Source organism: Pseudomonas sp. JL23 (assembly GCF_056933585.1).
Window position 1 is genome coordinate 3045832 of sequence record NZ_CM167795.1, and the last position, 23476, is coordinate 3069307.

Genomic DNA, 23476 nt, shown 5'->3' on the forward strand with positions numbered 1-23476 from the left:
CGGGTCCTTGCCGCGAGAGATAAGGTGAAGTTAGCCACGGCCAAGCTATGCCGACTAATATGTAATTTTGCCATTAGCCATCTCATTACGGCATATCAAGCATGACCTCTATTCGCCAACTGCGTTATTTCGTGGAAATCGCCGAGCGAGGCAGTTTCAGCAGCGCTGCCGAGCGCCTGTTCATTGCGCAATCGGCCCTCAGTCGGCAAATCAAGGAGCTTGAGCAGCAATTGGGTACGCTGCTGTTCGAGCGGACCGCCCGCCAGCCGCGGCTGACCAGCGCAGGGCGGGTTTTCCTCGGCCGCGCGCGACAACTGTTGGCCGACCTGGACAAGGCCGAGCGCCTGAGCCGGGAAGTCGGCGAAGGCTTGCTCGGCAGCCTGCAACTGAATCACTCAAGCACCGTGCCCTTGAGCGGGCTTTTACTGGAGCGCCTTGGCGTCTATTTGCAGGGCAATCCTGGGGTGTCCATCGAAATCGCCCAGCAATCGTCTGAGGCCCAGCTGGCTGATATCGCTGAGGGGCGCCTGGATATCGGTCTGCTACGCCTTCCGGTTTTGCGCCAGCACGAAGCTGTGGAGATTCACACCCTGTTCAGCGAACCTTTGCTGTTGGCGGTCGCTGCGCAACATCCGCTGGCTGAGGAAACCCGTGTGACGTTGGCGCAGTTGCGCGAGGAGCATTTTATCTCCGTACCTCACCGTCAGCGCGGCGGGCTGAGTTATCTGTGTGCTTCGTTGTGCATGGAGGCCGGTTTCTTTCCTCGCGCTGCCCAGGTGGTATCGCGCAAGACCACTCAGTTGCAGTTGATCCAGGCCAACTTCGGCGTGGCGCTGTTGCCCGAGTGCATGCGCGCCATTGCCCCGCCATCGATACGCTTCGTGCCGTTGGCGGAGCCAGGCTGTGTCAGCACGGTCTCATTGGCGTGTCGGCGTGATGCAGGGGAGATGGTGAGGCAATTCGTCGAGGTGATGCGCGGGCAGGCCACCAATAAATCACAGTACATACCGTAGGACCGGCTTTAGCCGGGAGAGCCCCCTCGCAGCTAAAGCTGCTCCTACGGAAAACCACGTCAACGCTTACTGGCGCGACTCTGCCACCATGCCCTGCGGCATTGTCGAGTCATCGACCGTTTGCACCTCCGGCTCCGACTGCGTCCGGTAATAGGCCTTGGGCACTGCCCAGAGAATCAACGCCGCGGCCAGCAGGCTGACGATGCTCAGCAGATAGAGCGCCGAGGTGGTGGCGCCGGTGAGGTCGCGCACACGGCCGATCATGAATGGCGCAATGACGCCGCCGAGCTGACCCAGGGAGTTGATCAGGGCGATACCTGCCGCAGCTGCCACGCCACTGAGGAAGCGCGGCGGTACGGTCCAGAAAATCGGCATCCAGGCGATGATCCCCGCCATGATCATGCTCATGCCGATCATCAACGGCAGCAACTGGCCTGCGGTCATGGCGCAGACCAGATAGCCGGCGGCCGTCAACAGGGCGCAACCCGCCATATGCCAACGTCGTTCACCGCGGCGGTCGGAGCTGTAACCGACGCTCAGGTTGAATACCACTGCGACCAGATAAGGCACCATGGTCAGCCAGCCGATATGCAGGGTATCGCTGACGCCTGCGCTGCGAATCAGCTGCGGCATCCAGAACAGCAGACCGGTCAGTGCCATGACCAGGCACAGGTAAATCGCCGCCATCACATAGGTGGTAGGCTGGCGCCACAGGCCGGCCAGGGATGATTTGCCGCTGGGCTTGTAGTCCTGGGCCATGCGCAGGGTCAGCAGGCGTTTTTCATCAGCGGTGAGCCAGGGCGTGTCTTCGATGCGGTCGGACACCAGCCAGAACACCACGCCGCCAAGAATGATCGACGGAATGGCTTCAAGCAGAAACAGCCATTTCCACCCGGCCATGCCGAGGGCGCCATCTAGCTGCCCAAGAATCAGCCCGGCCAGTGGCCCGCCGACGATGCCGCACAGGCAGATGGAGCTTTTGAAGTAACTGTTGACCTGCGCCCGGCGGTTACTCGGATACCACTGGGTGAAGTAGTAAAGAACGCCGGGAACGAAACCGGCTTCCATCACGCCGATCAAGAAACGCAGGGTGTAGAACCAAAATTCACTCTGCACGAACATCATGCAGGCCGAGGTGATACCCCACGAAACCATGATCCGGGCAATCCACAATCGCGCGCCGATCTTGTGCAGCAGGACGTTGCTCGGTACCTCAAACAGGAAATAACCGACAAAGAACAGGCTGGCGCCCAAACCATAGATGGTATCGCTGAAGCCGAGGTCGTTCTGCATCTCCAGCTTGGCAAAGCTGATATTGACCCGGTCCAGATAAGCGAAGAGAAAGCACAGGATAAACAGCGGGACGATCCGCCAGTTGACCTTGCGGTACAGCGCATCTTCGAGGGATTGCGCATCAACTGCAGATGACGCAGGAGCAGGTAGGGCCATGGAACACCTCTTTATTATTGTGGGTGCCGACAGGGAGCCTGCATCGACACGCAGGTACGTGGCGAAGGATCAGGCTGGCCATATAGTAATACTATTTAGATGGATGGCTAGGCTTGAGTGACGTCAGTCGTCAGACTTTTATGCGCTGTTCCCTACGCTTGTTCAGTTGGGTTCGAGGTTTTAGCGCCATTGACCGACGCCCGACAGGTCAAGAGAGAGCAGGATGACGCTTTAAAAGTTTGACTAATTGGCGGGGCTACAGACTGAAATATTTATCCCAGAACCTATTGCGAAAGCGCTTGCCGGGGTCGACTCTGGACTTGAGGCAAGAAGCTGTTGTGCGCGGGGATAGGCCTGGGCGAACTGTTCCCGGGTCGCATGCAACTGATAGGGCAAGTAGTAAGTGCCACCGAGTGACAGGGCCAGATCGATAAGCGCCCTGGCCCTGGCGGGTGACAGCATGCCGCCGACAATCCCGGCCATGCCCGTCTGCAATAGTTCGCGGCGGGTGTAGTGATGGTTGACCGGGCTCGGGGGGGAGGGCTTTGCTGTCACTGGCGGTCATGGGCGCGAGATCCGAAGGGAATGGTTCGGAAGACTCCTGAGGATCAGTGTCGAGAAAGCACGTCAAAGGCCGTTTTTACCAGAGGTACGACCACGCAGATGAAAATGGCGCCGACTTGCCAGCGCAGGACTTTTATATCTGATCGAACCTCTGAACGCAGTTCAGCAATTGATGCTGTAAGCCGGGTCTCTGTTTGTTGAAGGTCCGTCTTGGTTGCGAGCTTTTCCATATCGGTCTCCCAGGCATCCACTACTGCTTTGGCCTTGTCGTTGGGCACATTAATGGCTGTCAGTGCGTCGTACAGCGTAATTGATATCCTCATGATATCTCCAAATTTTTGCGAGGTGATACTGGCTGGTGGACGGACGCTTACAGATGCCAGCCGGTTTGATGGAAGCTGTCAGCACAGCAAACAAGACGGGATTTTCAGCAGTTTTTTAAGCTGGCGTCTGTCAGACAATTCCCAAACTCCCTGCGCCCATCGCCTGGGGTGTATGCAGTCCTCGCCGCTATCGCGCCAACCCCTTGCGCACCCGCCCTGGCGCCTCGCCATACACTTCCTTGAACTTCTTGCTGAAAGCCGCTTGGGATTGGTAGCCGACCTGCAAGGCAATATCGCTCAGGCCAAAATGTGAGTGGGTGAGCAGGCTGAAGGCCAGTTCCATGCGGATCCGGGTCAACATTGCCCAGGGCGATACGCCGGCTACCTTGGTGAATGCGCGCATGAAGGTGGCCCGGGACATGCTCGCGGTGTCGGCCAGGGCTTCGATGGTCCAGTCATGGGCTGGCTCAGCGAGGATGGCCTGCCAGGCCTGGCTCAGACGTTTGTCCGTGAGCAATGCCAGGGTGCCGCTGGCCTGGGTGTTTGTCGTCAGGTACGCACGCAGGATCAGGGTAAACAAGGCCTGGGACAGCGCATCCAGCAGGAATCTTGCGCCGGCCTGTTCGCCGTCCGCATCGTCGCGCAGAATGTTGACCAGTGCTGACAGCGAGCCAGTGGCGGGCAGGGTCTCCCTGGAAATCAGCAGATACTCGGGCAACGCCGCAAACAGCAGCGAAGCGCGGTTGTAGTGAAAGCGCCCGCAGAGCATGTCCAGATCGGCACTGGCCGAGCCAATGCGATGCACCGGCAGGCCATTGCCTTGAGTCACTTGCGGTTCGCTCGACGCGACGCTCTTGCCCGGGCTGCGGATGACGTGGGCGCTGCCGACCGGCAACAGCAGAATATCGCCAGCGCCCATGGACAGGCGTTGACCGCTGGGCAGTTCCACCCGGCATTCCCCGCTCAGCACCACATGATAGGGCGCCATGCCCAGCGCCTCCTGTTCATGTTCCAGCGCCCAGTCACCCTGAAACTGACAACGCAGATCCAGGCTGCCGCGCACGTTGGCCAGCGCGATGAGTTTATCGATTGAATTCATAGGGCGAGTCGCCGGACCGATCGAGCCATTCAAGCGGTCAAGACTAAGGGATTTCGCCTGCGCCGGTAAGGCGGCTCAATCAATCTCGGTGCTCATCGCCTGTTCCCGGTAGTGCTCAAGCTCGGCCAGACGCTGGCTGAGGGCTGTGTGGACCCGCTCATAGGCGCCACTGCCCAACAGCAGGCGTCTCGGCGCGACTTGCACCTGGGCAATATCCCGCATGGCCCTGGCCATTTTCTGCGGATCGCCGGTCAGGGGAAACGCACCGCGCGTAATCGCCCTGCGTACATCACCTGCCGGGGTATTGTCGTACTCGGGCATCAGCGGCGGGCTGACCAGGGCCGCGCCGAAGTTGGTGCGGGTCGGTCCCGGTTCCACCAGGGTGATCTGGATGCCAAACGGCGCGACTTCCAGGGCCACCGACTCAACGAAGCCCTCGATGGCCCACTTGCTGGTGTGATAAAGGCTGAAGTTGGGATAGGCGATCTGCCCGCCTTCTGAGGAGACTTGCAGAATCCGCCCGCCGCCCTGTTTGCGCAGATGCGGCAAACAGGCACGGATCACCTGGATCGAGCCCAACAGATTGGTTTGCAGTTGCAGGCCGATCTGTTCATCGCTGACTTCCTCGGCGGCGCCGAACAAGGCGTAACCGGCATTGCTCACCACCACATCAATGCGCCCCAGTTCGCTGAACGCGCGCGCGATGACCTGGCGGATGGCCGCTGTGTCGGTGACATCCAGTGCTGCCGTCCACAGTCGTTCGCCATAGCGGGCCTGCAAATCCTTCAATACCTCGGGCTTGCGCAAGGTCGCCGCCACGCGGTCGCCCCGTTCCAACAGTTGCTCGACCAGCGCCAGGCCAATGCCGGACGAACTGCCAGTGATTAACCAGGTTGTGCTCATGTGTGAATCCTCCAGGTAACGAGCCGATTGGCTATGGATGACCGACACTACGCGCCCTGGACTACTGCTACTATCGGGCAGATTCCGCATGAGTTGATGAAAAATAGCCATGAATCAATTGCCGCTGTCACTGGCCGATCTGCGAGCGCTGACCCTGATCGTGTCCCATCGCAGTTTTCGTAAAGCAGCTGATGAGCTGGGTCTGTCAGCATCGACCCTCAGCCATATGATGAAGGCGCTTGAGGCCAGCCTTGGGGTGCGCCTGCTCAATCGCACCACCCGCAGCGTTTCGCCGACGGCTGCCGGAGAGCGTCTGCTGATGCGGTTGGGTCCGGTGCTGCGCGAGGTCGAACTGGCGTTGGAAGAGGTCAACGAGTTCCGCGATCTGCCCAGCGGCACCCTGCGTATCAATGCCAGCGAGCAGGCGGCGCGGATTCTGATGCAGGCCGCATTGCCGAGGTTTCTCGCGGCTTACCCGCAGATGTCTGTCGATATGGTCACCGAGGGCCGTCTGGTCGATATCGTCGCCGAGGGTTTCGACGCGGGTATTCGCCTGGGTGAGTCGATCCCCCAGGACATGATCCCCGTGCCCATAGGCCCCGATACCCGGTTTGTCACCGTCGCGTCGCCCGGTTATTTCAGCACTCGTACCACACCGCTGACGCCGGACGACCTGCCTGGGCACTCATGCATCTGCATCCGGATGCCCAGCGGCAAGCCTTATCGTTGGGAGTTTGAAAAACATGGGCATTCCCTGGTCATCGACCCCAAGGGGCAACTGACCCTGGATAACCCGGAAATCATGGTCGACGCGGCTGTTTCCGGGCTGGGTATCGCCTACGTTGCCGAACATATGGTGGCCCAGGCCCTGGCGGACAAACGGCTGGTAACGGTGCTGGAGGACTGGTGCCCGCGGATTGCCGGGCTGTTCCTGTACTACCCGGGGCACCGCCATGTGCCGTCGGGGTTGCAGGCGTTTATCGAGGTATTGCGCGAGGTTGGGCCCACAGATTGATCCTGCGGAATCGCATTCCAGATCCGCAGATCTCTAAAACCAGATCGGCACAATAGAAGCCACCAGCAACCCACCCAACACCCTGTTCAGCATCCGCCACTGTCGCTCGCTCTTCAGCGCCCTCGCCAGCATCAACCCCGCGATACACCAGGTCGTCAGCGACAGCGCACAGCACAGGGCAAATACCGAACCCAGCAACAAAGCCAGTGCTGTAGGGCTATGGGTCAGCGCAGCAAAGGACGCGGCAGCACTCAGGGTCATGGCCCAGGCCTTGGGGTTTTGCCAGAGCAGCCATACACCGGTGACAAAACTTGCCGGTTTTTCCTTGGTACCAGCGACGCCCGGAGCACCACGACGGGCGATCTGCCAGGCAAGCCAGAGCAGATAAACCGAGCCCACCAGCTTCATTGCCAATTGCAGGGACGGTATCGCCAGGATCAAACCGCCGAGCCCGGCCGCTGCCGCAGCAGCCACACTCGCCAGGCCAAAGGATATGCCCGCCAGCAACGGCAGTGAGCGCCGCCAACCGAAGTTCGCGCCGGAGGCCGTGGCCAGGGTGGTGGCGCCACCGGGGCTGAAAGTAGAGATGAGCACGAACAGCAGGAGCGGGAGTAATGATTCGAGCATGGGGCAGTTTCCAGGGATGATCTCGACTTGATACCGGCTGGCCGATTAGTATGGAAACTAATGTTTGTTATCCTGTGAATTAGGAATACTAATATATCGATTATGCGTACTCTCGACTTGCTCCTGCTGCGTACCTTTGTCGTGGTTGCCGAACAACGCAGCATGACTGCGGCCGCCGGTTTTCTGCATCTGACCCAAGGCGCGGTCAGCCAGCAGATCAAGCGGTTGGAGGAGGGCTTGGGAGCGCCCTTGCTCGTGCGAGACCGACGCGGCATGCGCCTGGCGCCCCTGGGCGAGCGGTTGTTTACCAAGGCGCGGCAGATGCTGGCGCTCAACGAGCAGATCTGGGCGGACGTAAAGGGCGACGCGATGCAGGGCCATGTTCGCCTGGGTGTGCCCTATGATCTGGCCGGAGCCTGGATTGCACCGACCCTCAAGGCCTATGTCGAGGACAATCCTCAGGTGGAGCTGTCGCTCAAATGTGGTTCGTCCAGTGAACTCTCAGCTGAAATAGCCAATGGCTCCCTGGATCTTGCCATCGTCGAAGAAGTCGCCACGGCGGCCACCGGCGAATGCCTGTCCATCGAGCGTCTGGTATGGGCCGGGGCCAAGGGCGGCACGGCCTTTTTGAAGACGCCGCTGCCGGTATCGCTGGTGGCGGACACCTGCGCCTTTCGTACGCCGGTGATCACCGCGCTGGAAAGTCAGGACCGGCCCTGGAAGACCTTGTTCGAGAGCGGCAATCTCGAAGCGACCGTGGCCATGGTCAGCAACGATCTGGCGGTGTCGGTCTGGCTGCAATCGACACTGCCGGCCGGTCTCGAGATTCTTTCCCCTGATGCACAGCTGCCGGAGCTTGCGCCGTTCGTCATCTCGCTGCATCGCGCCAAAGGGACGGCAAGTGCCGCAGCCGATGAGCTGGCCCGGCATATTCGTCAGCATCTGGGCCGTGTCTGAATCGGCCGGCCAGTCCGGCTCACCCAGATAGTGGGCCTGGATACGGCTGATGGTGCCGTCGGCGCGCAGGGCTTCCATGATCTGACGCAGCGCCATTACCATAGTGGCGTCGCAGCGTTTAGAACAGACCAGAAACATATCGGTGCTGGCCAGCTCCTCGCTCATAAGCAGCGGTCTGTAATTGCTGCGTCCCCAGTCCCTGTCGGCGCTGCCGAAGTAGACTCATTGCTTTTTTAGATTTGGAAGCGTTGCCGCATGACCAACGATCGGTCAATAAAGAGGAATTCGCCCGCTGAGCGAGTGGCCCGACCCAAGCCTGTTCATCCGGTCACCGGCGATGACGGCCTGGTCCGGCCGCCCTGGGCAGCGACTGATCTGTTGCTCAAGCACTACTACGACACCGAGTGGGGCATGCCCATTCATGATGAGCGCGGGTTGTTCGAGCGCTTGAGCCTGGAAGCCTTCCAGTCGGGCCTGTCCTGGCTGACCATCCTGCGCAAGCGCGAAGCCTTCAGGGCGGCATTCGCGCAGTTCGATCCAGACCAGGTCGCCGCCTTCGATCAGGACGATATCGCCCGGCTCATGGACGATGCCGACATCATCCGCAACCGCGCCAAGATCCTCGCCACCATCAATAACGCCCAGGCCACTATCAGGCTGCGAGAGGATGGCGGCCTGGCCGATTTCATCTGGTCATTCAAACCCCCGATCACCCCGATGCCCCGGACCATGGAGGAAGTACCGACGGCGTCAGCCGAATCCCTGGCCATGAGCAAGGCGTTGCGCAAGCGCGGTTTCAGCTTTGTCGGGCCGACTACGATGTTTGCCCTGATGGAGGCGATTGGCATGGTGGATACGCATTTGCTAAAGAGTCATCGGCGGGGGAGTTCGGGGATTTGGGGGGCTGTGGGTTAGATCTTTTGTAGGACCGGTAATCGCAGACTTACTGATCAGCAACATTCTGTGGAGCGATTGTGGGAGCGAATTCATTCGCGAAAGCAATGTTTCAGGCGCTGAAAATGCAGCGCTGTTAAAGGCCTCTTCGCGAATGAATTCGCCCCCACTGCACCATCACTTGAAATCCCGACTGCGCACATCCAGCCCGGTCAGCAATGGCGTCAGATCGAACAAGCGCTGGGCAATCACATGGCGCACGCCGTTCTGAAACTCGAACTTACCGAACACCTGCAGCAACTGCGAGCCGACCAGGATCTTGCGCTGGCGCTCGGCCAGGTCACGCCAGACCACGACGTTGATGGTGCCATGTTCGTCCTCCAGGGTGACGAAGGTCACGCCGCTGGCCGTGCCGGGGCGTTGGCGACCGACCACCAGACCGGCGACGCTGAAGTTGCGGCCGTGCTCTTCGTCGAGCAGATCCTTGGCGCTGCGAAAGCGCTTGGCCGCGAGGCTATTACGCAGCAGGGCCAGGGGATGGGGGCCGAGGGTGGTGCCCAGGGTGTCGTAGTCGGCCTTGAGGTCCTGGGCGACGCTGGGCAAGGGCAGAACGACCTGCGCTTCGACGCCGAAACAGTCATCGCCGAACAGTGGCCGTTGCACTTGGACACCGGCAATTTCCCAGCGGGCACGATGACGATGCCCGACCAGCCCGCGCAGGGCGCCTGAGTCTGCCAGCAGGGCCCGGGCGCGATTATCCAGGTCGGCGCGTACGCACAAATCGGTTACGTCCCTGAACTCACGCTGTTGGCGCACTTGTTCGATGCGGCGGCCATCTTCTTCAGCCAGGCCACGAATCATGCGCAGGCCCATGCGGATGGCCAGGTTCTGGGTGTATGCGCGATTTTCCAATGGTTCCAGTGAACAGTCCCAGTCGCTGTAGCGCACGTCCACCGGGCGCACTTCGATATGGTGGCGGCGAGCATCCTGCAAGAGCTGGTCGGGGGTATAGAAGCCCATGGGCCAGCTATTGATCAGGGCACAGGTAAAAGCGGCCGGTTCATGGCATTTAAGCCAGCAACTGGCGTAGGTGAGCAGGGCGAAACTGGCGGCATGGGATTCGGGGAAGCCGTAGCTGCCGAAGCCTTTGATCTGTTCGAAGATGCGGTGGATGAAATCGTCTGGATAACCTTTTTTTTGCATCCGCTCGGTGAGTCGATCCCGATGCTTCTCAAGACCCCCATGACGCTTCCAGGCGGCCATTGAACGTCGAAGCTGATCAGCTTCGCCAGCCGTATATTCAGCAGCGACAATCGCCAGTTGCATGACCTGTTCCTGAAACAGAGGTACACCCAGCGTGCGCTCGAAGACCGCTTCGAGTTCTTTTGAAGGGTAAGTAACCTCTTCTTCACCATTTCGACGACGCAGATACGGATGCACCATATCGCCCTGAATAGGGCCGGGTCGAACGATGGCAACCTCGATCACCAGATCGTAAAACTTCTGTGGCTTGAGCCTCGGCAGCATGGACATCTGCGCCCGCGACTCGATCTGGAATACGCCGACGGTGTCGGCGCGGCTGATCATGTCGTAGGTCGGCTTGTCTTTGTCCGGGATGTTGGCGATGGTCAGGTCATAACCTCGATAACGGGTTACCAGATCGAATGTCCTGCGCAACGCGCTCAACATACCCAGAGCCAGAATATCCACCTTGAGCAGGCCGACCAGATCCAGATCGTCCTTGTCCCATTGGATGATGGTGCGGTCGGCCATGGCGGCGTTCTCCACCGGCACCAGGGTTTCCAGGGGATGCTCAGAAATGACGAAGCCGCCGGGATGTTGCGAAAGATGGCGAGGAAAACCGATCAGTTCGCCGGTCAAGGCCAGCACCCGACGCAATATCGGACTGTCCGGTTCAAAGCCACTCTCGCGCAGGCGTTCTGCTGGCGGGATGTTGTCATTCCAGCGTCCGCAGCAGTCGGCCAGAGCATTGATTTGGTCGGACGGCAGGCCCAGCACCCGAGCGACATCACGAATCGCTCCGGCGCCGTGATAGGTACTGGCCACCGCCGTAAGAGCAGCTCGGCCTCGGCCATATCGGCGAAATACGTATTGCAGGACTTCTTCGCGACGCTCGTGCTCGAAGTCCACATCGATATCTGGCGGCTCGTCACGCTCTTCAGAAATGAAGCGTTCAAATAGCAGATTGATCTTGGCCGGATCCAGTTCGGTGATACCAAGGGCAAAGCACACTGTCGAGTTGGCCGCCGAGCCACGACCCTGACAGAGAATGCTCTGATTACGAGCAAAATTGACGATGTCATGCACCGTCAAAAAATAGCTCTCGTATTTCTTTACCGAGATAATTCTCAGCTCTTTTTCGATAGCCTCCCGGGCAACCACTGGCACACCCTCCGGCCAACGCTTTCGCGCACCATCCTCGGTCAGATGCCTGAGCCAGGTTGCTGGAGTCTGCTCGGTGGGCACCAGTTCACGGGGATATTCGTACTTCAACTCATCAAGGCTGAATGTACAGCGCCGAGCAATATTCAGGGTTTCATCGAGCAGGTGTGCCGGATAGATCTCGGCCAATGCTGCAGGCGCACGCAGGTGCCGTTCGCCATTGGCAAACAGGCGATGCCCGGCTTCGGCCACGGTGGTGTGATGGCGGATTGCGGTCATGGTGTCCTGCAGAGCGCGGCGGCCTCTGGCATGCATATGCACGTCGCCACTGGCCACGGCCGGAATGGCCAGGGATCGTGCCAGGGCGAGCAGAGCGCTCAGGCGCTGGCGATCATCCGGCCCGCAATGCAGTTCGACGCTCAGCCACAGATTCTGCGGAAAAATCCCACGCAGCCATTCGCCCTGTTCCTGACGTGTATCGGCATCCTGCTCAAGGTCCGGCACCCACAAGGCCAATAGCCCGGCAAGCGGTCCCAGGAAATCCTCGCGCAGCAGCCGGTATTCGCCTTTCTTGCTGCGGCGACGGCCTTGGGTTATCAGACGGCAGAGCGCCTGATAACCGGTCAGGTTTTCCACCAGCAACACCACCTTCGGGCCGAGCTCGATGGTGAATTCACTGCCGATTATCAGTGGCAGTTCACAGTCCATTGCTGCCTGCCAGGCGCGCACGATCCCGGCCAGTGTGCATTCATCAGTGATCGCCAGGGCCTGATAACCATGCAATTTGGCCCGTTCGAACAACTCCTTGGCGCTGGATGCACCACGCTGAAAGCTGAAGTTGGACAGGCAATGCAGCTCCGCATAATCAGCCCTCATGCGAACCAGCCATGCAGCAGCAGGTCGCTGTCATCTCCGACCCGGCGATAAGCCCAGCCACGCTGACCGTTGCGGGTTTCGACGAGAAAGTAGTCGCGGCGCACATCGGCGCCGTCCCACCAGCCGGACTCGATCCGTTCGGGCCCGGCCAGCACCCGCACGCTGGCTTGGGCCAGGGGCTCAGGTTCGGGCAGCAGCCAGCCAGGGCGTGGCACCGAACTGACGACAGTCGTGAGCTTGTTCGTCGAGCTGCTTTGCCAGGCGCATTCCGGGCGATGATCGGCGTGGAAGCTCAAGCCGTTCACGGCCTCGTCGCCCAGTTTCGCTCGCAGCCTCTCGCGCAGTTGCTCCCAGGGCATATTCTGCTGCGGTCGGTCATCGAACAGCTCGCGATGGGACGGCACGAAGGCGGGCAAGTCCTTGGCTTGCAGGCGCAGGGCGCGCACCGGAGACGGCACTACGACCTGTTCCAGACGGCCGCGAGCCAGTTCGAACAGCATAGTGGCTTCACGTTCTGCACTGAGCAGGCCGACCGGGATCAGGGTGTCCGGTGCCACGCTGCCGACACTGGGCACATGTTCCAGGTGAATGACGAAGCGCTGCACGCCGCTGTCCCGCCCGCCGAGGAACACGGCCAGATCGGCAATCATGCGTTTGAGCGGGAATAGCAGGGCCTGATGGGATTCGACGTCGAAATTCAGTTCCAGACGGGTGTCGAAATGGTCCGGCGGCACATAGCATTGCAGCGCCACGGGGCGGCGCCCGAGCAGGGTGTCCAGATGTTGCAGGACATGGGCCGGAAAGCGCCGGGCCAGGGTGTCCCGGGGCAGGGCCAGGACCTGATGCAGGCGATGCAAGCCCATGCGCGCGAGCGCCGTGGCGACGTCCTGGGGTAGGCCGATCCGATTGACCGGCATCTGTTCCAACAGTTCTTGCAGCTCTGCAGTGCAGGTGACGGCCAGGCGATCATGGACATTGGCCAGCATTCGCGCCGCTACCGGATTGGGCGCTACGACTATCCGATGGCTGAAACCCAGCGTCGTCAACTCCTCGCGCAACCGTGCTTCAAACACCGGCCAGGGGCCGAACAGACCGAGGCTCGACTCGACCTCCATCAACAGCACCCGTGGGTATTTCAGGCTGACCTGGGAGCTGAAGCGATAGGCCCAGGCGGCGAGCAGACGGTGCCAGTGATCGGTCTGTGCCGGGTCGTATTCAACGGTGGCGAACTCACGGGTCATGGCGTGGGCGGCGTTCAATGACTGGCCGGGGCGCAGACCCAGCTCCCTGGCGGCGGCATTGACCGTCTGCAGGACCCGGCGCTGGGCCGTGCCGCTGATCAAGGCCAGGGGTTCCTCGGGGTTGGCACGACGACGCATGACGCCGTCCAGCGCCAGTTGCGGCAGCAGGACACAGGCCCAGAGCATAGCGACCTCAGGCGTCGGTGGTGAAGGGGATTGGTGAGGCGGGGGGCAGACCGCCGCGACACTTGAGCACCCGCAACTGGCTGGGGCGCGCATCGATGGCAATGCGCAGCGCGGCCGGCGACGGGTTGGCCGCTGTCTGCTGGCCGCGACAGGCGAAAGCCAGGGTCTCGCCGGTTTCCGCTGCTACTTGCAGGCGGCGCAGGGCCCGGTCATCGACCTTGCGCGGCCAGCACAGCACCGCGCCGCAACTGCCGGAGCGCAGGCATTGCTCCACGGCCCACAGGGCATCGCGCTCATCGGCGGATATCACCGACAACTGGCGCAGATCCACCCCGGCGGCCTGCCAGGCCTGGGCATAAGGTACATAGGGCGGCGCGACCAGAACGATACGCTCGCCGCTGTCGGCCAGCCGTGCCAGGGTCGGCCATAACAAGCGCAGTTCGCCACTGCCGTCAGCGGCCAGGAGGATTTCCGAGAGCGCCGCCGGGGGCCAGCCGCCCATGGGCAGGGCGGCGTCGAGCAAGGCATGGCCGGTCGGTTGCGCGGCGACCGGCTGCACCTGCTGGCGACCTTTCCAGACCCGGCGCTCGTCCAGCAGCGCGTCGAGGCTGACGACCGCGCCCATCATTCCCGACGTACCAGGCCGCAGAACACGCCTTCGATGGCAAAGTCCTGATCAGGCCGCACGACAATCGGCTGATAGGCCGGGTTGCGCGGCAGCAAACGCAGGCCGTCACGACCGCGTTCCAGACGCTTGATGGTGACTTCGCCATCCAGGCGCGCGACAACGATCTGCCCGTCCCGGGCCTCGGCGCTTTGCTGAATGCCGACCAGATCGCCATCAAAAATGCCGTCGTCGATCATGGAGTCGCCCTTGACCCGCAACAGGTAGTCGGGGAGGCGCAGGAAGGTGCGGTTGTCGAGGGTGAAGGTGTCGTGGATATCGATATCCGGGCCAATCGGTGCACCGGCAGCGACCCGGCCCAGTACCGGGACTTGCAGCAGTTCGGCGCGCGGGCCGTTGGCCACCAGGCGAATGCCCCGGGCCTGATTGGCCGTGACCTCGATAAAACCGGCTTCGGTCAGCGCCACCACATGCTTGCGCGCCACGCTGCGCGAGGCAAAGCCGAAGGCCTCGCAGATTTCCGCGAGGCTGGGGGGCTGGCCGTTTTGCGCAATGCGATCGCGGATGAAGGTCAGGATGGCAGCGCGTTTGGGAGGTAAAGTCGTCATGGAGTACATTTGTACTCTTTTCGTTTAAGAATGGCTAGGGCCTCTGGTCGATTGCGGGGGGGCTGGAATTTTGTGGGAGCGAGGCTTGCCCGCGAAGAACAATAACGCGGTGTGCCTGACATACCGCGCCGTGTGATTCGCGGGCGAGCCTCGCGCCAACGAATCTGGAATGCATCAGGAACCCCCCGTATTCATTGAGCGACAGCGCTGTCTCATGACATCTGCCAAACAGAGGCGTAGTGTCTAGTCATGCTTCTCGGCAAAAGACTCATGAAGGAGGTCAACGCAATGAACCCGGATAGTCGACTCGCAACACTGTTTCCCACCCTTGAACAGATTCCTGAACAGTACCGTCCCGGCGCGGCCATCGAGCAGCGTGAGTATCTGGTGGATGGCGCCTTGCAACTGTGGGCCGGGCCGTTGGCGCCGGTGCGCAGTCCGGTGTATCTGCGGGGCGCGCAAGGGCATGAATCGGTGATTCTGGGCAGTACGCCGCTGATGGATGGGCAAACCGCCATGACCGCTCTGGACGCCGCCGTCCGTGCTTATGACCGGGGCCAGGGTGCCTGGCCGACCATGCGCGTGGTCGAGCGCATTCAGCATGTCGAGGCGTTTCTCAAGCGCATGCGCGAGCAGCGCGAGGCGGTGGTCAAGCTGCTGATGTGGGAGATCGGCAAGAACCTCAAGGACTCGGAAAAAGAGTTCGACCGCACCTGCGACTATATCGTCGACACCATCAATGCCCTCAAGGAACTGGACCGTCGCTCCAGTCGTTTCGAGCTGGAACAGGACACTCTCGGCCAGATCCGCCGGGTGCCGCTGGGCGTAACCCTGTGCATGGGGCCGTATAACTATCCGCTGAACGAAACCTTCACCACCCTGATCCCGGCCCTGATCATGGGCAATACCGTGGTGTTCAAGCCGGCCAAGTTCGGTGTGCTGTTGATCCGCCCGTTGCTCGAAGCCTTCCGCGACAGCTTCCCGGCCGGGGTGATCAACGTTATCTACGGCAGCGGCCGCGAGACCGTCAGCCCGTTGATGGCCAGTGGCAAGATCGATGTCTTTGCCTTTATCGGCACCAACAAGGCCGCCAGCGACCTGAAAAAGCTCCATCCCAAGCCACACCGGTTGCGCGCCGCGTTGGGCCTGGATGCAAAGAACCCGGGGATCGTGCTGCCCGATGCCGATCTGGACAACGCGGTCAGCGAGTCCATCACCGGTTCGCTGTCGTTCAATGGCCAGCGCTGCACGGCGCTGAAAATCCTCTTTGTCCATGAGGACGTGGTGGACAGCTTCCTCGCCAAGTTCGAGCAGAAACTGGCGCAGCTCAAACCCGGCATGCCTTGGGAACCGGGCGTTTCCCTGACGCCGCTGCCGGAGCCGAGCAAGCCTGATTATCTGCAAGGTCTGGTGACCGATGCGGTGGAGAAGGGCGCTCGCGTAGTGAATGCCGGTGGTGGTGAGGTCAATGAATCGTTCTTCTACCCGGCGGTGCTGTACCCGGTGACTGCGGACATGCGCGTCTATCACGAAGAACAGTTCGGCCCGGTAGTGCCGGTGGTGGCCTACAAGAACGTGGACGATGTCATTGAGTACGTACTGGATTCTGACTTTGGTCAGCAACTGAGTCTGTTCGGCAAGGACCCGGCCCAGGTCGGTCGTCTGGTGGATGCGTTCGCCAATCAGGTCGGGCGGATCAATATCAACGCGCAATGCCAGCGCGGCCCTGACCAGTTCCCGTTCAATGGCCGCAAGAACTCGGCAGAAGGTACGCTCTCGGTGCACGACGCCTTGCGCGTGTTCTCGATCCGTACCCTGGTGGCGACCAAGTTCCAGGAGAGCAACAAGGCGCTGGTCAGCGACATCATCCGCAATCGCGATTCCAGCTTCTTGACCACGGACTACATCTTCTGAGGCTGTTTCAACGGTAATAACGGGGGAGCTTCGGCTCCCTCGTTCAGTTATGTCTTACACTATTTCGTCTTGCTGCTGAACTGATGCTTCTTGCCGACACTCGAAGTCCACACCCCGTTTGAGAACCTCTGATCTTGCCCGAAGAATCTCTCCCCAGGCTGTCCGTGTCTCCCGTCTTGAAGGATCTGCGCGAGGCCACCGGCGATAGCCATCGCGCTCTGGAAGCGCGCATGCCGTTTATGTCTGCGGATTTGGACGCTGCCCTGTACCGGCGTCTGATCCAGGCGTATTACGGTTTTTATCAGCCTCTGGAGCAGCGTTTGCAAGCTGCGGGTGTCCTGGAAACAGAGCGGCTCAAGGTGCCTGCTCTCTTGCGGGACCTGCAGGCACTTGGCATCGACAGGCACAGCCTTGAACGTTGCCACGATTTGCCGAACGTTGGCGACCCCTGGCAGTTGCTCGGCGTGATGTACGTCATTGAAGGCGCGACATTGGGCGGGCAGGTGCTGCGTCGGGTGATCGGTGAGCGTTTGGGTATTGGTGCCGACAGCGGTGGGGCGTTTCTGGATGTCTATGGCCCGGCCACCGGTACGCTGTGGAAGGCTTTTCTCAAGCGTCTGTGGGACGCCGAGACAGATGCTCAGCGCCAGCAGGTAGTGGCAGGCGCCCACGGCACTTTTTTGTGTTTTCAGCGCTGGCTGGAGCAGGCCGGGGTGCTGGCTGGCCTGGCTGAAACGGCCGAAGCGTGAAAAAAACAGCTGAATGGATCCAGCTTTGTTTGGAGATGTGTCGGCCGGTCCGATATTCTCTTGGTATTCCATCATTCATTGGCATTCACCCGCTTGATCGATTGAGTGCTGCAGTTTTTCCCGGCAAGGACACCTAATGAGCACCCCCAGTACGCCGCTATCCGGCGTCAATCAGCCACTCAAGGGCATTGCGCTCCTGGTCCTGGCGACCTTCCTGTTTTCCAGTCACGACACGCTGTCCAAATACCTGTCCGGGTTTTATCCAATCTTCATGGTGGTCTGGGTCCGCTATGTGGTGCACACAGTGCTGATGGCCTGCATCTTCATGCCGTCGGCGGGCCTGCGTGTATTGCGTACCAAGCGTCCCGGCCTGCAGGCTTTGCGCGCCGGCTGCCTGTTAGGCACCAGCCTGTTGTTCACCACCGGCCTGATGTACATCCCCATGGCCGAAGCCACGGCCATCAACTTTCTCGCGCCGTTGCTGATCACTGCGCTGTCGGTGCCGCTGCTGGGCGAGAGGGTCACGCGCAAGCAATGGGCCGCCGTGCTCGTCGGCTTCTGCGGTGTGCTGATCATCGTCCATCCCGGCGGCGAACTGTTCACCCCGGCCAGCCTGCTGCCATTGTGCTCGGCGCTGTGCTTTGCCTTCTATCAATTGCTGACGCGCATGCTCAGCACCTATGACAGCCCGACCACCAGCAACTTTTTTGCCGGGCTGTTCAACAGTCTGGTCATGAGTGCGCTGGTGCCGTTCTTCTGGCAAACCCCGGAACTGAAGCATTTACCATTCATGCTGGCCCTGGGCACCTTTGGTATGGTCGCGCACCTGTTGTTGACTCAGGCCTTTCGCTTCGCCGCTCCGGCCATGCTGGCGCCATTCAGTTATTGCCAGATCGTCTTTGCCGGTCTGCTGGGCTACATCGTTTTTGATCATGCCCCTTCGTTGCTGGCGCAATTGGGCATTACCGTGATCTGTCTGAGCGGTCTGGCGGCGGCCTGGCAACAGCGGATCAAGAGTTGAGTGCACGGCAGTGGTTATTGAATGTCAGGCGACATGAAATATTTACCCTGCCTCCTTGAAAGCTGCAATGAATCACCCAATATGGGCATATACCACTAATTTCCCGGCTGCTACTGAGCTTCCATTTCCGGTCCGCCAAGGGCCTCTGGAGAATCGCTATGTATCCTGATGTTCAGCTGTTCATTGATGGTCAATGGCGCGCCAGCCGTGACGGTCGCACTATCGATGTGGTCAATCCGGCCACCGGCGAGACCCTTGGCACCGTTGCCCATGCCGGTATTCCGGACCTCGATGACGCCCTGGCTGCGGCCGAGCGCGGTTTCGCCACCTGGCGCGCGACACCGGCGTACGAGCGCTACAAGATCATGCAGAAGGCCGCCAATCTGCTGCGCGAGCGTATCGACACCGTTGCGAAGATCATGACCCAGGAGCAGGGCAAGCCCCTGGCCGAAGCCCGCACCGAAGTGATGTCGGCTGCCGATATCATTGACTGGCTGGCCGAAGAAGGCCGCCGCAGCTATGGCCGCTTGGTGCCGTCGCGCAATCCGCTGGTCGAGCAGAAGGTGATCAAGGAGCCGGTCGGTCCGGTCGCGGCCTTTACGCCGTGGAACTTCCCGATCAATCAGGTGGTGCGCAAGCTGTCCTCGGCCCTGGCCGCCGGTTGCTCGATCATCATCAAGGCTCCGGAAGAAACCCCGGCATCGCCTGCCGAACTGATCCGCGCCTTCGCCGATGCCGGTGTACCGGCTGGCGTGATCGCCCTGGTGTATGGCTCGCCTGCGGAAATTTCCAGCTACCTGATCCCGCATCCGGTGATCCGCAAAATCACCTTCACCGGCTCGACCCCGGTGGGCAAGCAACTGGCCGCCCTGGCGGGCCAGCACATGAAGCGCGCGACCATGGAACTGGGCGGGCATGCCCCGGCCCTGGTGTTCGACGACGCCGATATCGATCTGGCAGCCCGTACCCTGGCCGCTTCCAAGTTCCGTAACGCCGGTCAAGTCTGTGTCTCGCCGACGCGGATTCTGGTGCAGCGCGGCGTGTTCGATGCCTTCGTCGAGAAATTCGTCGGTCTGACCCGGGAAGTGAAGGTCGGCAACGGCCTGGAATCCACCACCACCATGGGGCCGGTAGCCAATGCCCGGCGCATTCCGGCGCTTACTGCGCTGGTCAAGAATGCGGTTGATGCTGGCGCCACGCTGCATACCGGTGGCCAGGCCATCGACGGCCCCGGCTACTTCTTCGCCCCGACCGTGCTCAGCGGCTTGACCACCGAAATGCACATCATGAGCGACGAGCCTTTCGGCCCTGTAGCGCTGCTGGTGCCGTTCGACACCGTTGAAGAAGCGGTCAAGGAATCCAACCGTGTGCCATTCGGCCTGGCTTCCTACGCTTTCACCACCTCGATGAAGACTGCGCAGATCCTCAGCAACGGCATCGAAGCCGGCATGCTGTCGATCAACCACTTGGGCATCGGCCTGCCGGAAGTGCCGTTTGGCGGGGTCAAGGATTCGGGTTACGGCTCTGAGGGTGGCACTGAGGCTATCGAGGCGTATCTGAATACCAAGTTGGTGACCCAGATGAATCTGTAACTGTTACGGCTGCCGCCCGCTCCCACAGTTCGCTCCAGCCAAGGCAGAGAAAGCTCCTGAAAAGCCCGCCAATATTGTATTGGCGGGCTTTTTTATGGGCGCTGAGTCAAGTGCGGAAGCGCTTGACCAGACTATCCAGTTCATTGGACAGCTCGGCCAGGCTACGGGAATCGCCCCGTGCCGAGTCGGCCAGTTCGGCGACCAGTTGCGCGTCGCCGTGGATCTGGCTGATATGGCGGTTGATGTCTTCGGCCACCTGATGCTGCTCTTCGGCGGCAGTGGCGATCTGGGTGTTCATGTCGCGGATCACGTCCACCGATTCGCGGATCTGGCCGAAGCTGGTGCGGGCCAGGCCGATCTTGCTCACCGAGTCCTGGGACACTTCCAGGCTGGCGCGCATCTGCTGGGTCACCGAGGCGGTACGCCGGGCCAGGTTGCCCAGCAGGCCGTCGATTTCTGCGGTGGAGTCGGCGGTACGCTTGGCCAGGGCACGGACTTCGTCGGCCACCACAGCAAAACCACGACCCTGTTCACCGGCCCGGGCGGCTTCGATGGCGGCGTTGAGGGCCAGCAGGTTGGTCTGCTCGGCAATGGAACGGATGGTGCCGAGAATCGACTGGATATCGTTGCTGTCCTGCTCCAGTTGCTGCATGGCCTGGGCCGATTGCTCGATCTCACTGCTTAGCTGGTCGACGCTGCTGACCGCCGCATCAATCTGGCGCTGGCCTTCACGGGCCTGGCGCTGGCCGCTGTCCGCCGAATCAGCGGCCTGGCTACAGGAGCGGGCGACTTCGTTGGACGTGGCGACCATTTCGTGAAAGGCGGTGGAGACCATGTCCACGGCTTCGCGCTGGCGGCCTGCGGCTTCGGCCATGTCGTGGGAGACCCGGGTCGAGCGCGACGAAGTGTCGAGAATCCGGTTCGCCGCCAGGCCAATGTGCTGGATCAGGCTGCGGATCGCGGTGAGGAACTGGTTGAACCAGTTGGCCAGTTGCGCGGTTTCATCGCTGCCGCGCACGCTGAGGTTCTGGGTCAGGTCGCCTTCGCCCTGGGCGATGCCTTCCAGGCCGCTGGCGACGCTGCGGATCGGCCGCACGATGACACTGGCGAAGCTGGCGCCGACGATGGCGAAGACCAAGGCCAGCACAGCGGCGATCACTGCAATCAGCCAGGTCAGGCGGGTGGTGCTGCTCATCACCTCGTCCTGTTTGATCAGGCCGATGAAACTCCAGCCCAACTGGTCGGAGGGGTAGACGTTGGCCATGAAGCTTTCGCCATTGAGGGTCACGCGCTGCAGGCCGCTGCCAGCCTTGGCCAGCTGCGCATAGCCGTCACCGAGGTCACCCAGCTTCTTGAAGTTATGTTCCGGCTGTTTGGGGTCGACCAGCACGGTGCCGGTGTTTTCGATCAGCATCAGGTAACCGCTGTCACCCAGCTTGATCTGCTTGACCATGGTGGTCAGCTGCTTGAGGGACACATCGATATTGACCACGCCACCGGTGGCACCGAGCTTGTTAGACACCGCGCGGATGGTGCTGACCAGTACGGCATCGTCGCCGGCCCAATAGTAGGCAGCGCTGCGTACGGTCTTGCCCGGATTGTCCAGGGCGGTCTTGTACCAGGGGCGTACACGCGGGTCGTAGTTGGCCATCTTCGGATCGCCCGGCCAGTAGGCATAGCTGCCGTTGGCCAGGCCGTAGGAAATGTAGGAGTAGGCCGGATGACTCTTGGCGATGCTGTCGAAAAACTCGAAGAACTGCTTGTCCTGCTCGTTCAACGGAATGTCTGCGGCGTTGGCGCTGCTGTAATTCTTCACGTTGCCGTCGGTGTTTTTTACCAACGGACTGTTGGCGAGGTAATCGACGTTCTGGCTGATGCCCTCGAAGAACAGCTGCATGGCGCTGGCTACCTGACGGATTTCCCGGCCACTGCTGTCGACGAATGAGCTTTCGGCCTCGCTACGCAGGTTCAGGATCACGATCCCGGCGACCACGATAATGGGCAGACTGGCAATGATGGCAAAGGCCCACGTCAGTTTCTGTTTGATATTCATTGCTGCTCCAACTGCAATTGATGCGCTTGGGGGACGTGCACAAATCACCAAAGGCGTTTGCGCTATTTTTGTATTATGGTATACCAGAGTTCCCGGCCTATCTTGCTTCTTTGGCAGATCTGTCCGATATCGACAGAATTGATAGACCACACAGAATTATTAACCCTCTTGCTGGCTGTCGGCTGTTACCTACAAAGATTGAGGAAACGTCATGAAATTCTCATTATTCATCCACATGGAGCGCTACGACGAAGGCCAGACCCATCGTGAAGTCTTCGACGACCTGGTCGAATTGACGCTGATGGCCGAGGCTGGCGGCTTCAGCACAGTGTGGGTGGGCGAGCATCACGCCATGGAATACACCATCTCGCCGAGCCCGATGCCGATCCTGTCGTACCTGGCGGCGAAGACCAGCACCATTCGCCTCGGTGCCGGGACCATCATCGCGCCGTTCTGGCACCCGATCCGGGTGGCCGGGGAGTGCGCCTTGCTCGACGTGATCAGCAACGGCCGCATGGAGGTGGGCCTGGCTCGTGGCGCCTATCAGTTCGAATTCGACCGCATGGCGGGCGGCATGCCGGCATCCAGCGGCGGTCAGGCCCTGCGTGAGATGGTCCCGGTGATCAAGCAGTTGTGGCAGGGCGACTATGCCCATCAGGGCGAGTTGTGGAGTTTCCCCACCTCCACCAGCGTACCCAAGCCTGTACAGAAGGCCGGCCCGCCCATGTGGATCGCCGCCCGTGACCCGGACTCGCATAACTTTGCAGTAAAGAACGGCTGCAATGTCATGGTCACGCCGCTGATGAAGGGCGATGAAGAGGTAGTGGACCTGGTCAACAAATTCGAGACTGCCCTGAGCAACAACCCCGAAGTACCGCGCCCGCAACTGATGGTGCTGCGCCATACCTTCGTCCACGAGCCCGGCGGCAACTGGCAGAAGGGCGCCGAGGCGATCTCGCGCTTCTACCGTACCTTTGAAGGCTGGTTCTTCAACAAACAGATTCCGGTCAATGGCTTCGTTGAGCCGACACCGCTGGAAGCGGTCAAGGAGCGCCCGGAATACGCCCTGGATAACATCCACAAGAACGTGATGATCGGCACCCCGGAAGAAATCATTACGCGGATTCGCGAGTACGAGCGCCTGGGGGTTGATGAATTCAGCTTCTGGAACGACAACAGCATGAGCCATGCCGAGAAGAAGGCGTCGTTGCAGTTGTTTATCGACAAGGTTATTCCGGCATTCGCATGATCTGTGCAGATTGTGTGGGACCGGCTTTAGCCGGGAAGGCGGTATTACAGGCGATAGAAGTGTATCGATCCTGCTTGCGCCTTCCCGGCTAAAGCCGGTCCCACCTTATAGGTGT

General features: G+C 60.7%; 19 protein-coding genes. 9 read left to right on the forward strand and 10 right to left on the reverse strand.

Annotated features, from left to right (window positions below; genetic code table 11):
* The first annotated feature begins 101 nt into the window (after positions 1 to 101).
* Positions 102 to 1013, forward strand: coding sequence for a LysR family transcriptional regulator (locus AC1Z24_RS14250; protein WP_483746191.1), 912 nt, complete (start codon positions 102 to 104; stop codon positions 1011 to 1013).
* Between the two features lie 66 nt (positions 1014 to 1079).
* On the opposite strand, the gene AC1Z24_RS14255 is transcribed toward AC1Z24_RS14250, so the two are convergent.
* From AC1Z24_RS14255 to AC1Z24_RS14270, 4 genes are all read right to left on the reverse strand, one after another.
* Positions 1080 to 2462, reverse strand: a complete 1383-nt coding sequence (locus AC1Z24_RS14255; protein ID WP_483746192.1) for an MFS transporter — start codon at positions 2460 to 2462, stop codon at positions 1080 to 1082.
* A gap of 608 nt (positions 2463 to 3070) precedes the next feature.
* Complete coding sequence (locus AC1Z24_RS14260; protein ID WP_483746193.1) at positions 3071 to 3349, reverse strand: DUF1640 domain-containing protein; 279 nt, start codon at positions 3347 to 3349, stop codon at positions 3071 to 3073.
* Between the two features lie 187 nt (positions 3350 to 3536).
* Positions 3537 to 4448, reverse strand: coding sequence for an AraC family transcriptional regulator (locus AC1Z24_RS14265; protein WP_483746194.1), 912 nt, complete (start codon positions 4446 to 4448; stop codon positions 3537 to 3539).
* A 75-nt stretch (positions 4449 to 4523) separates the two neighbouring features.
* On the reverse strand, positions 4524 to 5351 hold the full coding sequence (locus tag AC1Z24_RS14270) for an SDR family oxidoreductase (RefSeq protein WP_483746195.1): 828 nt from the start codon (positions 5349 to 5351) through the stop codon (positions 4524 to 4526).
* Positions 5352 to 5460: 109 nt separating this feature from the next.
* Between AC1Z24_RS14270 and AC1Z24_RS14275 the strand changes: the two genes are divergently transcribed.
* On the forward strand, positions 5461 to 6366 hold the full coding sequence (locus AC1Z24_RS14275) for a LysR family transcriptional regulator (RefSeq protein WP_483746196.1): 906 nt from the start codon (positions 5461 to 5463) through the stop codon (positions 6364 to 6366).
* A 33-nt stretch (positions 6367 to 6399) separates the two neighbouring features.
* On the opposite strand, the gene AC1Z24_RS14280 is transcribed toward AC1Z24_RS14275, so the two are convergent.
* On the reverse strand, positions 6400 to 6993 hold the full coding sequence (locus tag AC1Z24_RS14280; RefSeq protein WP_483746197.1) for a LysE family translocator: 594 nt from the start codon (positions 6991 to 6993) through the stop codon (positions 6400 to 6402).
* A 102-nt stretch (positions 6994 to 7095) separates the two neighbouring features.
* Here AC1Z24_RS14280 and AC1Z24_RS14285 point away from each other — a divergent pair, with 102 nt between their 5' ends.
* Positions 7096 to 7950, forward strand: a complete 855-nt coding sequence (locus AC1Z24_RS14285) for a LysR family transcriptional regulator (protein ID WP_483746198.1) — start codon at positions 7096 to 7098, stop codon at positions 7948 to 7950.
* A gap of 255 nt (positions 7951 to 8205) precedes the next feature.
* Positions 8206 to 8865, forward strand: a complete 660-nt coding sequence (locus AC1Z24_RS14290; RefSeq protein WP_483746199.1) for a DNA-3-methyladenine glycosylase I — start codon at positions 8206 to 8208, stop codon at positions 8863 to 8865.
* Positions 8866 to 9021: 156 nt separating this feature from the next.
* Here AC1Z24_RS14290 and AC1Z24_RS14295 read toward each other — a convergent pair whose 3' ends face one another.
* From AC1Z24_RS14295 to lexA, 4 genes are read right to left on the reverse strand one after another with little or no spacing between them, the layout of a single operon-like run.
* Entirely contained in the window at positions 9022 to 12123 is a 3102-nt protein-coding gene (locus AC1Z24_RS14295) for an error-prone DNA polymerase (RefSeq protein ID WP_483746200.1), read from the reverse strand.
* Complete coding sequence (locus tag AC1Z24_RS14300; RefSeq protein ID WP_483746201.1) at positions 12120 to 13550, reverse strand: Y-family DNA polymerase; 1431 nt, start codon at positions 13548 to 13550, stop codon at positions 12120 to 12122. The genes AC1Z24_RS14295 and AC1Z24_RS14300 overlap by 4 nt, the downstream gene beginning before the upstream one ends.
* A 7-nt stretch (positions 13551 to 13557) precedes the next feature.
* Positions 13558 to 14175, reverse strand: a complete 618-nt coding sequence (gene imuA, locus AC1Z24_RS14305; protein ID WP_483746626.1) for a translesion DNA synthesis-associated protein ImuA — start codon at positions 14173 to 14175, stop codon at positions 13558 to 13560.
* Positions 14175 to 14792 carry a transcriptional repressor LexA gene (gene lexA, locus AC1Z24_RS14310; RefSeq protein WP_483746202.1) on the reverse strand — a complete coding sequence of 206 codons (618 nt, stop codon included), beginning with the start codon at positions 14790 to 14792 and terminating at the stop codon, positions 14175 to 14177. Before lexA ends, imuA begins: the two co-directional genes overlap by 1 nt.
* Before the next feature lie 279 nt (positions 14793 to 15071).
* On the opposite strand from lexA, the gene AC1Z24_RS14315 reads away from it, so the two are divergent.
* The 4 genes from AC1Z24_RS14315 (at position 15072) to AC1Z24_RS14330 (ending at position 20059) form a co-directional block, all read left to right on the forward strand.
* A complete protein-coding gene (locus AC1Z24_RS14315; protein ID WP_483746203.1) occupies positions 15072 to 16697 on the forward strand; it encodes an NADP-dependent glyceraldehyde-3-phosphate dehydrogenase in 1626 nt (541 codons plus the stop codon).
* A 164-nt stretch (positions 16698 to 16861) separates the two neighbouring features.
* Positions 16862 to 17446, forward strand: a complete 585-nt coding sequence (locus tag AC1Z24_RS14320) for a biliverdin-producing heme oxygenase (RefSeq protein WP_483746204.1) — start codon at positions 16862 to 16864, stop codon at positions 17444 to 17446.
* Between the two features lie 136 nt (positions 17447 to 17582).
* Positions 17583 to 18467: a DMT family transporter gene (locus AC1Z24_RS14325; RefSeq protein ID WP_483746205.1), complete on the forward strand. Its 885-nt coding sequence runs from the start codon at positions 17583 to 17585 to the stop codon at positions 18465 to 18467.
* Between the two features lie 158 nt (positions 18468 to 18625).
* A complete protein-coding gene (locus AC1Z24_RS14330; protein WP_483746206.1) occupies positions 18626 to 20059 on the forward strand; it encodes an NAD-dependent succinate-semialdehyde dehydrogenase in 1434 nt (477 codons plus the stop codon).
* A 106-nt stretch (positions 20060 to 20165) separates the two neighbouring features.
* Here AC1Z24_RS14330 and AC1Z24_RS14335 read toward each other — a convergent pair whose 3' ends face one another.
* Positions 20166 to 22112 carry a methyl-accepting chemotaxis protein gene (locus AC1Z24_RS14335; protein WP_483746207.1) on the reverse strand — a complete coding sequence of 649 codons (1947 nt, stop codon included), beginning with the start codon at positions 22110 to 22112 and terminating at the stop codon, positions 20166 to 20168.
* Positions 22113 to 22323: 211 nt separating this feature from the next.
* Here AC1Z24_RS14335 and AC1Z24_RS14340 point away from each other — a divergent pair, with 211 nt between their 5' ends.
* Complete coding sequence (locus AC1Z24_RS14340) at positions 22324 to 23361, forward strand: LLM class flavin-dependent oxidoreductase (protein ID WP_483746208.1); 1038 nt, start codon at positions 22324 to 22326, stop codon at positions 23359 to 23361.
* The last annotated feature ends 115 nt before the right edge of the window (positions 23362 to 23476 follow it).